Annotated in this window: 11 protein-coding genes; 10 read left to right on the top strand and 1 reads right to left on the bottom strand. The window is 41.7% G+C overall.

Annotation, left to right across the window (positions count from 1 at the left end; all coding sequences use genetic code 11):
• Positions 1–91 precede the first annotated feature (91 nt).
• The 9 genes from QJ048_RS14950 (at position 92) to QJ048_RS14910 (ending at position 10923) form a co-directional block, all read left to right on the top strand.
• Positions 92–1417: a DUF5074 domain-containing protein gene (locus tag QJ048_RS14950; protein WP_282335192.1), complete on the top strand. Its 1326-nt coding sequence runs from the start codon at positions 92–94 to the stop codon at positions 1415–1417.
• A 14-nt stretch (positions 1418–1431) separates the two neighbouring features.
• A complete protein-coding gene (locus tag QJ048_RS14945) occupies positions 1432–3474 on the top strand; it encodes a TonB-dependent receptor (RefSeq protein WP_282335191.1) in 2043 nt (680 codons plus the stop codon).
• 138 nt (positions 3475–3612) lie between these two features.
• Complete coding sequence (locus tag QJ048_RS14940; protein ID WP_282335190.1) at positions 3613–4743, top strand: YncE family protein; 1131 nt, start codon at positions 3613–3615, stop codon at positions 4741–4743.
• A gap of 29 nt (positions 4744–4772) precedes the next feature.
• Complete coding sequence (locus QJ048_RS14935) at positions 4773–5915, top strand: PKD-like domain-containing protein (RefSeq protein ID WP_282335189.1); 1143 nt, start codon at positions 4773–4775, stop codon at positions 5913–5915.
• Between the two features lie 257 nt (positions 5916–6172).
• Positions 6173–6994: a purine-nucleoside phosphorylase gene (locus QJ048_RS14930; RefSeq protein ID WP_282335188.1), complete on the top strand. Its 822-nt coding sequence runs from the start codon at positions 6173–6175 to the stop codon at positions 6992–6994.
• A gap of 49 nt (positions 6995–7043) precedes the next feature.
• Positions 7044–9050 carry a putative porin gene (locus QJ048_RS14925; protein WP_282335187.1) on the top strand — a complete coding sequence of 669 codons (2007 nt, stop codon included), beginning with the start codon at positions 7044–7046 and terminating at the stop codon, positions 9048–9050.
• A 253-nt stretch (positions 9051–9303) separates the two neighbouring features.
• Entirely contained in the window at positions 9304–9702 is a 399-nt protein-coding gene (locus tag QJ048_RS14920; RefSeq protein ID WP_282335186.1) for an HYC_CC_PP family protein, read from the top strand.
• 162 nt (positions 9703–9864) lie between these two features.
• A complete protein-coding gene (locus QJ048_RS14915) occupies positions 9865–10266 on the top strand; it encodes a heavy-metal-associated domain-containing protein (protein ID WP_282335185.1) in 402 nt (133 codons plus the stop codon).
• Positions 10267–10443: 177 nt separating this feature from the next.
• Complete coding sequence (locus QJ048_RS14910; protein WP_282335183.1) at positions 10444–10923, top strand: TlpA family protein disulfide reductase; 480 nt, start codon at positions 10444–10446, stop codon at positions 10921–10923.
• Between the two features lie 81 nt (positions 10924–11004).
• Here the strand turns inward: QJ048_RS14910 and QJ048_RS14905 are convergent, their stop codons facing one another.
• Positions 11005–12225 carry a 4-hydroxy-3-methylbut-2-enyl diphosphate reductase gene (locus QJ048_RS14905; protein ID WP_282335182.1) on the bottom strand — a complete coding sequence of 407 codons (1221 nt, stop codon included), beginning with the start codon at positions 12223–12225 and terminating at the stop codon, positions 11005–11007.
• Between the two features lie 193 nt (positions 12226–12418).
• Between QJ048_RS14905 and QJ048_RS14900 the strand changes: the two genes are divergently transcribed.
• Positions 12419–13693, top strand: coding sequence for an alpha-amylase family glycosyl hydrolase (locus tag QJ048_RS14900; protein WP_282335181.1), 1275 nt, complete (start codon positions 12419–12421; stop codon positions 13691–13693).
• The last annotated feature ends 28 nt before the right edge of the window (positions 13694–13721 follow it).

Below are 13721 nucleotides of genomic sequence, written 5' to 3'. Positions count from 1 at the left end.
AAAAATGTTTCGCAGGATATGTAACAGTACAGATGTAAATCAGTGTGCCATCTTGTATCAATTAAAATTTGAAACAAATAAAATGCACACTATGTACACTTTAAGGTCATTGGGCAAGCGTATTGTATTGCCTTTGTCAGTGATTATGTTTTCAATCGTTGCTTGTAATAAGAACGATTACAAACAGCCTTTGCCGAAGATCGTCGACAACAACATCAAAGATGGCAAAGACACCATTACTATCGGTAGTAGCCTTTTGTTATATCCAAAACTACTCGACAGAACAACTACAAGTTATTCATGGACAGTAAATGGAACACAGGCAGGCACTGATTCTACATTATCTTTCAAACCTGATGCTGCAGGTAAATATCTCATCAATTTTACAGCAAGCAATTCCACAGGACAAGCCTCCGCTAATTATCAGATTTATGTATTGGGTAAATATGAAAACGGCATTCTGATCGTAAATGAAGGTTGGTTGGGTCATGAAAACGGCAGCGTTAATTTTTATCGTCATGGTAGTGACACGATCGAGCAGAATGTTTACGCAAAAGAAAATCCTGGTAAGCAACTAGGTACAACAACAGAATTTGGTGCTGTTTTCAATGGTCGTTTATACCTGGTTTCAAAGCAAGGTCCATTGGTGGTTACAGACTCAAAGTCGTTGGTAGAAATGGGGCGCATAGAATCATTGCCGGCTAATGGCCGTGCATTTCTTGGCATCGACAGCGCGAACGGTTTGATCACTACACAAAGCGGCATCTATCCTTTGAATCTGCAAACATTGGCTATTGGTACAAAGCTGTCAAGTGTTAGCGGACAGGTGGGTAACATTATCATGCAGGGCAATTACATTTTTGCACTGACGCAAACAGATGGCGCTGTAGTTCTTAACAAAAGCGATTACAGCATTGCTAAAAAAATCAGTGGATTAACGGAAGGCTTTACCACCAGCAGTGATGGCAGCGTGTGGGTTGCCGGAGGAACATCTTTAGTGAAAATCAATCCTTCAACACTTGATACTACAAAAGTTACATTGCCTTTTTCTGCTGCCAACACGTGGGGTGCGTGGACATCGGGCTCGCTGAGTTTCTCGGCAACGGAGAATGCAATTTTTATAGCAAAAGAAAAGTCATGGGGTTCTAGCGGTACAAGCTTTTACAAATATGTTATTGGCAACACAGCCTCTCTGCAAAATCCATTTGCTACCCTGCCAACCGGCAAAGAGTTGTATGGATGCGCAACACGCTACAATCCGCTGACCAACCAGGTTGTGGTTACCTCAGTACAATCCGGCTATGGGCAAAATTACAAATACAACAGCCTTTACTTCTACAATGCGTCAACAGGAAATTTAGATAAGACAGTCTCTTATGAATATTTCTATTTTCCTGGTTTAATGCTATTCAACTAATAGTAATGTTCTTGATGAAAAACCATAAGGCTTTTGTGGCAAATGTGTTGTCAATGATATTGTTGTTCGCAGCAAGTCAGCGCAGCGCATTTGCGCAGAAGCAAAATGAAACCACGCGACATTCGCAAGATTCGGTAAAGGTTCGTGTACTGGAAGAAGTAACGGTTAGGTCCAAAATGCTATCGCAAAACAAATCTGTAACACCTGTGCAGTCATTGAAAGGAGAAGCTTTGCAGAACATGAATAGTTTGTCGGTAGCAGACGCCATCCGTTATTTTTCCGGTGTACAGTTGAAAGACTATGGCGGCATTGGAGGATTAAAAACTGTTGATACGCGTAGCATGGGAAGCAACCATACCGGCGTTTTTTATGATGGCGTGCAGTTGGGGAATGCGCAAAACGGACAGGTTGATCTTGGTAAATTTTCTTTGGATAATATGGAAGAGATTTCCTTGTACAATGCGCAAAAGAGTGAGATATTCCAACCGGCCAAGGCTTTTGCATCAGCTGCTTCCATTTATCTGCAATCACGCACGCCTGAATTTGGTAAAGCAAATTATCATGTAAGAGCAGCGATCAAAACAGGCTCGTTCGGGCTCTTAGATCCATCGGTTTTGTGGGAGCAAAAGATCAGCAAGAATGTTTCTTCTTCTTTTAGCGGAGAATGGATCAATGCAGACGGCAAATATAAATTCCGCTACACAAACGGTACGTATGACACTACTGCGAATCGCGAAAATGCCGATATCAATGCGTGGAGAGCAGAGGCTGGTTTCTACGGAATGCTTAAAGATAGCAGTAAGTGGCGCGTCAAAGCTTATTTCTATGATGCAGCACGTGGCTTGCCCGGAGCGGTGGTTGCGAATAAATTTTCGCGTGACCAAAGGCAATGGGATCGCAATGTTTTTCTACAGGCATCTTATGGCAACAGTATAAGCAAGCGATTCAACTACCTGTTCAATGTTAAGTATGCCAATGATTACATGCGCTATCTCGATCCGGATTTTGTAACAACAGCTGGCTATCTCGATAATCGATACAAGCAACAGGAAATTTATTTTTCCTCCGCTAATCAGTACAGGATTACGAAGTGGTGGAGCGTAGCGATATCCGGCGATTTTCAGTGGAACAAACTAGATGCTAACCTATATCGTTTCGCATATCCGACAAGGTACCAGGGCTTGGTTTCTCTGACGAGTGACTTGCATTTTAATAATGTTATTGTGCAGGGCGGGGCTTTGCAGACGATGGTTTGGGATAAGGTAAGAGAGTATGAGTCGGCAGGTAACAAACAAAAGCTAACACCATTTTTATCAGCATCGTGGAAGCCTTTTACAAAAAGCAATTTGCGTGTTCGCGGATTTTACAAAAGTATATTCAGGCTTCCCACCTTCAATGATCTGTACTACACTTTTATTGGTAACACATCATTGCGACCGGAGTATACAAAGCAGTATGACCTGGGTTTCACCTGGGCGAAGGCTACAAACACAAATCCTGGTTTTATACAGCTGCAGGTAGACGGCTATTACAACACGGTTACAGATAAAATTGTAGCCGTGCCCACTACCAATCTCTATCGCTGGATGATGCTGAATCTTGGCAAAGTGGAAGTGCATGGCATTGATGCAAGTCTTGAAACATCGTGGAAATGTTTTCAGCAATTGGTTATTAGCACTACGGTGAAATACACTTACCAGCATGCAGTTGATATTACACAAGGAGCGGACAATTACAATCAGCAAATTCCGTACGTGCCTTTAAACAGTGGTTCTGCAATTGTAAACATGCTGTGGAAAACATGGTGCTTCAACTACAGCTTCATCTATTCCGGTGAGCGATACAGCCAGAAAATGAATATTCCTGTCAACTATGTACAGCCGTGGTATACACACGATCTCTCATTATCGAAAAAGTTTTCCTGCAAACATATCAACGCCAAGTTATTGCTTGAAGTAAACAATGTGTTCAATCAATACTATGATGTGGTGCTGAATTTTCCAATGCCGGGAAGATACTATCGGGTGGGAGCGGAGATAGGAATTGAGAGGAATTGAAAGTTGAAAATTGAAAGTTGAGAGTAACCAAAGCCCCAGAGGGGCGACACGTTAGTAGAAGAGAAAATAAACGTGTCATCATTAAATACCAGCCCAGAGGGGCGACATGTTAGTAGTAGTAGAATGAAAATGCAATTTATGAGAAATAAAATAAGGACAGTATGGTTGTTATTGCTGTTGGTAACTGGTTTAGCAAGCTGCCGTAAAGACCCATCGATTGTACGTCATGAAGAGGTAGAGGTACAGCCGGATTCGATGCTGGGCAGCGGCTTTTACTTGTTGAATGAAGGCAATATGGGCATGAATAAGGCCTCGCTGGATTTTTATGATTTTAGAACAGGTGTTTACAAACGGAATATCTACAACGAGATCAATCCTACTGCTACAAAGGAGTTAGGCGATGTGGGAAATGATATACAGATTTATGGAGCGAAACTTTATGCAGTGATTAATATGTCTGACAAAGTAGAGGTTTTGCAGGCACATACCGCGAAAAGAATCGGACAGATCAACATTCCCAATTGCCGCTATGTAACATTTGCCAACGGCAAAGTATACGTTAGTTCGTATGCGGGAATAGTAGGTGATCCTAATGCCCCAGAAGGTTTTGTCGCGGAAATAGACACCGCATCGTTGCAAATACTACGCAGGGTAACGGTGGGTAGACAGCCGGAAGAAATGGCCATCGTAAACAACAAGTTGTATGTTGCCAACTCCGGCGGATATAGTCCACCCAATTACGAGCGAACCATTTCTGTGGTAGATCTTTCTACGTTCAAAGAAATAAAACGCATAGACGTTGCGATCAACTTGCATCACGTCAAAAAAGATAACTACGGCAATTTGTTTGTGACTTCACGTGGCGATTACTATGACATACATTCAAATCTGTTTGTTATCGATACCAAAACAGATCAGGTTACGGACTCGTTTAATATAGCCGCTGAAAACATTTGTATACAAGGCGATTCCGCATATGTGTACAGCGTTGAGTGGAGCTATATTACCAATAAAAATGTCACGAGTTACGCGTTGATTAACGTGCCGGAAAAGCAAATTATTTCTAAAAATTTCATTGCAGACAGCATACAAAAACAAATCAAAATTCCTTACGGTCTCGCTGTTAACGAAACCAACGGCGACATATATGTAACCGATGCAAAGGATTACGTCACGCCGGGAGCTGTCCATTGTTTCGACCGGGCGGGACGTAGAAGATGGAGCGTAACAGCGGGTGATATTCCCGCACACTTCGCGTTTTTACCATAACATTTTTAAACCTTAAGACACACATTCTGATGAATCAGAAACTCAATTGGCTTTTGGCCTTAACCATTATTATTTTATCTGTATACTCCTGTAAGAAAGATGACGCATCTCCTGTGCCGGTGATCTCATTGTCTGTTACAACGGACACACTTTCGGTTGCATTTGGCGATAGCGTGATTATTAAGGCAACCGTTAATAACAACATACAAGTGGAGCACTCATGGAAACTGAACGATTCTTTGTTTTCAAAAACTGCGGAGTTTAAATACAAGCCAACCGTGGCCGGCGATTACAAACTTATGTATGCGGGCGGCAATGCGGAAGGGCATTTTACAAAAAATATTTTACTCCGGGTTGCTGCACCTATAAGACCCATAACCACTGCCAGCAACAAATATATCAGCGTCGTGTTTGATTATTTGCCAGCTCCCGGCCAGTTTGTGAACGAAGAAGGACTAGGAGATAAAAATGCTCCGAAGGGAATTGTCGGCGGGACAGATGCGTTGTTGCATTTAGGTGCTTACGGCGGATATGTTGTTTTTGGATTTGACCACTCGATTCTCAACAAGCCGGGATTTGATCTGGCCATTTACGGAAATCCTTTGCCGCCGCCAATGGAGTGGTCAGAGCCGGGCATAGTAATGGTGAGCCAGGATAAAAACGGCAATGGTTTACCCGATGATGAATGGTACGAGCTGGCCGGAAGCGAATACAACGCCGGAACAACCAAAAAGAAATACACCATCACTTATTACAATCCTAAATCAACTGCCGATGTTCAGTGGAAAGATAATTTGGGAAACATGGGTGCAGTTGAGATCAATCCTTTTCACGATCACTGCTATTATCCATCATTCGCAGCAAACCAGGATTCAATCTCATTTACGGGAGCTCTGTTAAAAAATACCTTTGGTTTAATGGATAACGGTTTTATTTACATCAATACCGGATTTTCTTTTGGTTACGCCGATAACTATTCTTCCGGCGATGATTATGCAAAAAATCATTTCAATTCTTTCAATATAGATTGGGCAGTCGACGCTAACGGACAGTCAATAAAAATACCATCAATTGATTTCGTTAAAGTCTACACCGGACAAAATGATAAGGGTAATATGCTGCTAGGAGAGATATCGACGGAGATCAGTGGAGCAAGAGATCTGGGCCTTTAGGAATTAGGAATTAGGGTTTAGGAATTAGGAGTGATTTCTGTATCCCATTACTTCTTGATTTAATGAGCCGTACTATTTAGTAAACAAGCTGCTTAAATACATGTTTACAGCCAAAGTATTCCTAATTCCTAAACCCTAATTCCTAATTTCTAATTCTTTATTATCCCTGCTTTCTTATATTTGCTCCCGCTTATGGCAAGGGTTCATTAAAATAATTGCAAAGCAACAGGTTACAAGGAATTTTAAAAGCAAAATTTATGTCAGCACTACTCGACAAATTGAAAGAAACAGTTGCCTACATTCAAAGCCAATATTCAGCTAAACCATTGGCTGGTATAGTGTTAGGTAGCGGCCTTGGTAACCTTGTAAAAGAAATCGTCGTTGAAAAAGAAATCCCTTACGATAAAATTCCACACTTTCCTGTGTCTACTGTTATTGGACACCAGGGAAAACTGATCTTCGGCCAGCTTGCCGGAAAACCGATTGTGGCAATGGCCGGACGTTTTCACTTTTACGAAGGCTATTCTGCGTTGGACGTAACATTTCCCATTCGTGTAATGAGATTGCTGGGTATTGAAACGCTTTTCCTAAGCAATGCAGCGGGTGGTATGAACCTCGATTTTAAAGTGGGCGATTTGATGATCATAACTGATCACATCAGCATGTTCCAGGTAAATCCACTCATCGGTAAAAACGAAGATTCTTTGGGAACACGCTTTCCGGACATGAGCGAGCCTTACAGCAAACAAATGATCGCTTCCGCAAAATCGATCGCTGCAGGTGCCGGCATCGATATAAAAAGCGGTGTGTACGTTGGCGTTACCGGTCCAACCTTTGAAACAAGGGCAGAATACAAAATGCTGCATATTATAGGTGCCGATGCAGTAGGGATGAGCACTGTGCAGGAGGTGATCGTGGCGCAACACATGAATCTACCGGTATTTGCGATCAGCGTAATTACAGATCTTGGTATTCGTGAAGAAGAAAATGTAATCACGCATGAAGAAGTGCTGGAAGCTGCACATGCGGCTGAGCCGAAATTGACAACCATTTTTAAAGGATTGATTGCCGGCCTGTAACATCTTTACATATTAAATTACATTTCCAGTTTTGGCGCAGCAAAAACTCTTGAAGTATTTCAGATATAGTATGACCGTCATTGCAATTATTGTAATTGCAATGCAAGCTTCTGCGCAGAATCCTATTCAAAACGTGGGAAACCGCTTCAAAGGAATGGGCGGCGGAAGTACCGGCGGCGGTAATGACAGTCTACGCCATAGAACGGGTTTGGAAGATTCTCTGACCATTTCCTATCGCTTTCTTGATACCACGCGTCAAAGTAAAATGGATTCCTCCATCAGTGATTTTACTAAACGTTTTCCTATTCCTGCGCATTACATGACACTGGGCAATAATGGTGCTGCTGCCAAATCATTACTGTTTGCGCCAAATATGAAAGACGGCTGGGATCCGGGTTTTCATGCATACGATGTATACAAGTTTACAATTGAAGACACACGTTTTTATACTACCACAAAACCATATTCTGAACTCGGCTATTTGCTCGGAAGTAAAAAAGAGCAGATAATCGGTTTTACGCATACACAAAACATGACGCCCAATTGGAACGCAGGGTTCCAGTTCAGGTTGATTAACTCGCCGGGATGGTTCAAAAATCAAAATACCAACCACAGTAATATTCGTTTCAACACTGCTTACCAGTCAAAAAATAAAAGATATCACCTTCAGTTTATTGCATTGTCTAACAAACTACAGGGGTCTGAAAATGGCGGTATACAAAACGAAGCGGATCTGCAGAACACAGTTACATACAAAGACAGGGTAACCATTCCAGTGCAATTGGGAAACTACATAGCACCGGGGTTTGCAGTATTCAATAGTAAAATATCAACCGGAACAAAGGACAAGAATTCTGCTATCTTGTTAAGGCAGCAGTACGATTTCGGGCAAAAAGATTCTACTGTAACCGACTCTACGGTTACCCATTTATTTTATCCGCGCCTGCGTGTTGAATACACTGTTCAATACAATAAGTTCGACTATGCATTTGTGGATCAGTCGCCTGATTCTTACTACGTAGACAAATACGATTTCTTTGCGCCGCCTCCAACAAATTTCGTTGTAGAAGAAAAGTGGACGCAGCTGGTGAACGACTTTTCATTTTATACATTCCCTGATTCTCACAACCCGCAGCAATATTTAAAATTGGGCGCTTCGATCGAGAATCTCAAAGGAACTTTTACTTCCAACGGAAGAACGCTGTACAATACAATCCTGCACGGAGAGTACCGTAATAAAACACGGAACAAAAAATGGGATTTTGAAGCTGCCGGTAATTTGTATCCTACAGGATATAATGCGGGAGACTTCAGCATTTACGGGCATCTTCAGAGATATCTTGGAAGAAGATTTGGTACGCTTCAGGTGGGAACCCAAATAACTAACAGAACGCCATCATACATTTTCAGCGGCGAAGGAAGTTTCGGATTTACCAAACAGACATTCAATAAAGAAAATATCATTAAGTTCTTCGGAACAGTTGATGTGCCGTACCTGAAAATGAAACTGTCAGGAGCATATTTTCTTGCGACTAATTTCACTTATTTTAACGGTTACTATCATCCTGACCAGGCGAGCTCGCCGTTTAACCTGTTGCAGGTAAATGCGGACAAAGATTTCAAACTTACAAGGCATCTGATCTGGCATGCACAAGTTGCATTGCAACAAAGAATTGGTGACGGCCCTGTAAATGTTCCTTTGTTCTACACGAGAAACAGGATCGGGTACGAAGGAAATCTTGGCTTTAAAAACCTGGTGCTGAACACCGGTTTGGAAATAAAATATAATTCTCCGTACAAGGCCGATGGTTATTCTCCGTTGTTTGGCCAGTTCTATTTTCAGGACGACCGTGTGGTTAATTTGAAAGCTCCGGAAATTGATGGCTATTTGCACTTCCGCATTCGCTCTTTCGTTTCTTATGTACGCCTCGAAAATCTTAACACAATCAGTTTCAAAAACGGTTTCTCTTTCACCAATAACAACCTTGCAACAGCAAATTATCCATATCCCGGTGTGCAACTGAGGGTGGGAATTTACTGGACTTTCGTAAACTAAGAGAGCATTAAGAGAGCACGCAGATGATGCTGATTGGACTGATTTACACGGATTTTTTCTCCAATTATGAAAAAAACTCATTAATCCTGACACCGGATTGTGTCGCGAGTCAGTTATTCCCTTAAAACAAATCAGTGAAAATCAGTCCAATCAGCGTCATCTGCGTGCCAATCTCTGATTTTGTTAATTTTTTGCCCTTTCATCCAAAATCGTCTTTAAGTAGGCTCTTGTCGCCTATTTTTGTAACTCACTCATGAAGAAATTATTTACCATAGCGTTGGCGGTTCTTTACCTGGCTATTACGAGTGGCCTGGTGCTGGAAATGCATTATTGCATGGGTAAACTGGCTTGTTCTGAACTTACTCTTGCCAAACATGAGCATTCCAAAACCTGCAGCAAATGCGGCATGGAGAATGGCAAGAACAAATGTTGCAAGGACGAGGTGAAAGTGATAAAGCTTCAGGATGCCCACAAACTCGTTTCTCTTGATTATGAAATAAACGTTCCGGTTGCAATTTTACCGTACCACACATGGCAGTTAGATCATTATGCACCGGTGATCAGCGACAAAAATTATACTTACAACTCACATGCGCCACCTCCGATTTGTGGCGTCTCTAAATGTGTGCTCAACAGCGTTTTCAGAATTTAATACCTTCTCAACGTTACGTTTCGTAACCTGATGGCACTTATGCCGTTGTTTCAATTTAATCGTTATTTTAGTGTGAATAAAAGATGTTACGGCCAATATTTAAGCCGGAACATAGCTATCAAAAAATCAACAATGCCGCATAGCGGTACAAAAAATATTATCATGAAAACGCTTCAATTATTTTCATTTATAGCCTTCTTATTTATTTCAGTTACTTCATTTGCGCAAACACAAAAGCAAACCGTAAAAGTGTGGGGTGAATGTGGAATGTGTAAAAAAACAATCGAAAAGGCAGCTAAACAAGCAGGCGCTGCTTCCGCAGATTGGAATGTGGATTCAAAGATTTTGACAGTTTCTTACGACGCAAAACAAGCCGATCTCAAAGGCATTGAAAAATCAATCGCTGCGGCTGGTTATGATACAAAGAATTTTACGGCAAGCGATGAAGCTTACAAAAAATTACACACTTGCTGCCAGTACGAAAGAAAGGCAAGCATGACAACAACTAGTGAAAATGCCGCTAAATGCTGCAGTGATGCGAATTATGAAAGATTGCACAGATAAAGACTGCTGCAAAGGAAAAGACTGCGCTAAAGGTTGTACAGACAGTACAACTTGCTGCAAACACTAATTTATTTTATCAATAAACAGGCGGGAGGCTCTTGCGACATGAAAAATGCGGCAATAGTTTCCCGCTTTTTTCGTTAAATTTCTTTGCGCTGCGGCGCTCGAATCAATACTATGAAAAGGAAATTTCTATTTGTTGTTATACTGATGTTTGCCGGAGCGGTTGCTTATGCACAGCCACGGCAAGGGCAGCCGGCTGGGGAAATCTCTTTGCCGGATGTAAATGGAAAAAACGTTTCCTTGTCGTCATTAAAAGGGAAAATAGTACTGATCGACTTTTGGGCATCCTGGTGCGGTCCCTGTAGACAGTCGAACAAGCATTTGGTAAAGCTGTATGAAAAATACAAAGACAAAGGTTTCGAGATTTACGGTATTAGTGTGGATGACAGTAAAGACGCATGGAAGAGAGCCATCAAATACGACAAAATAAACTGGATACAGGTAAACGAAAGCAACAGTAAGGATGGCAAAGTTGCAAACGCCTGGTATATCCAAAGAATACCCACGTCCTTTTTGATGAACAAAGAAGGCGTTTTAATTGAAATGAACCCGGATGACAAACAGCTGGAGAAGTACTTGAAGGAAAACCTTTAGGGAATTGAAAATTGAAAGTTGAGAGTTGAAAATGGAACGCAGTTTTTGACTTTCTAATTTTCAACTCTCAATTTTCAATTTTCAATTATTCGCTAGTTCATCCACTTTATTCCCCACGCCATAAAACCCCGCCAGCTTTCTGATTACTCTTTCTACCAGGGCATCGGGACATGATGCACCGCTGGTAATTAAAACCTTCAATGGTTCTTTTGCGGGCAAATAATCGTGCGAAAGAAGCTCTTGTTTCGTGTGGAAATTGTAGTGCAATATCTCTGTTGGTGAAAGTATTTTTTCGTCGCTGTTTACAAAATAAGTTGGCAGTTTTTCTTCACATAACTCAACAAGGTGCGTTGTGTTGGAAGAATTGTATCCGCCTACCACAACGGCAATATCCGCCGGAGTGGAAAGCATTCCTGTAACAGCCGTTTGGTTGTCATTGGTAGCGTAGCAAAGCGTATCTCTTGTATCTGCAAAACGTTCGCCGATGTTTGAGTCATTTAGTTTGTGATGTTCCTGCATTACCTTTTTCAAATATTCGGCAATGGCTTGTGTATCGGTTGCCAGTTGCGTTGTCTGGTTAACAACCCCAATTCTTTGCAGGTCTTTTGTAATATCGAATCCTTCGCTGTATCTGCCTTTAAAAGCCTGGTAAAATTCGTCTGCAGGTTTTTCTCCGGTAATGTATTTCGCAAGATCAATTGTTTCCTGCATATCATTCACAATAACGGTTGGCGTGTGTGAAGCTGCATGGGAAAAAGTAGCTCTTGTTTCCTCATGTTTTGGTTTGCCATGCACAACAATTGAGTAGCTTTTTTGGGCGATCTGTTCACTGCGGTTCCAAACCTTTTCTACGAAAGGACAGGTGGTATTATATTTTTCGGTATGAATGCCGATCTTGTTCAGTCTCTCTTCAATGTCCAGCGTTGTTCCAAATGCAGGGATCAAAACGATATCATCTGCTGTCAAGTCTTCAAATGGAATGATCTGTTTGCCGTAGGTATCCTGCAAAAACTGAATTCCACGTTCCTGCAGATCAGCATTTACCTGCGGATTGTGGATCATTTCACTTAAAAGAAAAATTCTTTTCCCGGGATTTTCATCAACAGTTGTGAAAGCAATTTCAATGGCATTTTCCACACCATAACAAAAGCCGAAGTGTCGCGCAAGATAAATGTGTAAAGTACCCAGATCCAGCTGTGTAGGAGTGAAATCTTTTTTCAATTTATCATCCTGCTTGCGCTTGTTTTTAATGGCGGTAATGAGCGGGCTACGGTATATGTTTGGAACGTTGAACTGCTTCATAGGGCAAAAATACGTGGAAATTGAAAATTGAAAATTGAAAGTTGAAAATGGGAGAGATTGGAACGCAGATCGTCAAGACTGTGATGATCCTCATGATTTTTATTAATCATTTCAAATCTTGATAACCGTGATAATCTGCGTCCCCCGTTTTCAACTTTCAATTTTCCACTGTCAAAATCCCTATTTTTATTCCATGGATACACTCTTTCAGCCCGTTTCATGGATACATTCGACGAATATTTACGAGGTAAACTTCAGGCAATATACTCTGGAAGGAACTTTTAATGCTTTTAAGGCGCATTTACCACGATTAAAGAACATGGGGGTGGAGATTTTGTACTTTATGCCGGTTACGCCCATAAGCTTCGCCAAAAGAAAAGGATCGCTGGGCAGTTATTATGCTTGCAGCGATTATACTTCCATTAATCCGGAGTTTGGAACGATGGAAGACTTTAAGGCGCTCGTTAAGGAAGTGCAGCAGCTGGGTATGAAAGTGATGATCGATATCGTGGCCAATCACACAGGCTGGGATCATCGCTGGATCCGCGAGCATCCTGAATACTATCGCAAAAATCTGGACGGTGAATTCTTCGACGCACATGGATGGGATGATGTGGTTGACCTCAACTACGACAATCCTGATCTGCGCAAAGCCATGATTGATATGATGCTTTTCTGGATCAAAGAGTGCAATATAGATGCGTTTCGCTGCGATATGGCTATGCTCGTGCCCGTTGATTTCTGGAAAGAGGCTAGAACAGGCTGCGACAATGTGAAAAAACTGTTTTGGTTCGCAGAATGCGAGGACATAGTTTATCACGAAGTCTTTGACGCCACCTATACATGGAAATTTCTTCACTCCATGGAAGCTTTCTGGCGAAAATCAATTGACATAAACGGGCTGCAGGCCATTCTTAAAACCTACAACGAAACATTTCCTTCGCACGCATTCAGGGCATATTTTACCAGTAACCACGATGAAAATTCTCACAGCGGAAGCGAATACGAACGCATGGGGGAGGCTGCGAAAGCCTTTGCTGTTCTTTGTTTTACCTGGAACGGCATTCCATTCATTTATTCCGGACAGGAACTGCCCAATCGAAAAGCAATAGAGTTCTTTGAACGCGATCCCATCGAATGGACGGATAAATTCGAGTTGAATGATTTTTACAAAACCTTACTGGAACTGAAAAAACGAAACGAGGCTTTGCGTGCGGTAGATTCCTCCACTTTCATGATCCAGACAAATGCCGCTGATTATGTATTCTCTTATCTCCGCAAAAACGGCGATGAAGAAGTGCTGGTATTTCTGAATCTTTCAGAACATCCGGTAAATATCTCCACGTCACATCCTTACATACGCGGCAGTTTTAAAGACGTTTTTACCAATACAACATACGACTTCTACCAAACTAAGTCCATCACAATCGATAGTTGGGGATTTGCGGTGCTTGAGAAACTGGCATAATTTGAAAATTTGAAAATGCGTTCTCTGT

This window comes from Pinibacter soli, assembly GCF_029961145.1.
Taxonomy (GTDB): Bacteria; Bacteroidota; Bacteroidia; order Chitinophagales; family Chitinophagaceae; genus Pinibacter; species Pinibacter soli.
The sequence above is the reverse complement of the archived record's forward strand: the minus strand, read 5'-3'. Positions and strand labels throughout refer to the sequence as shown.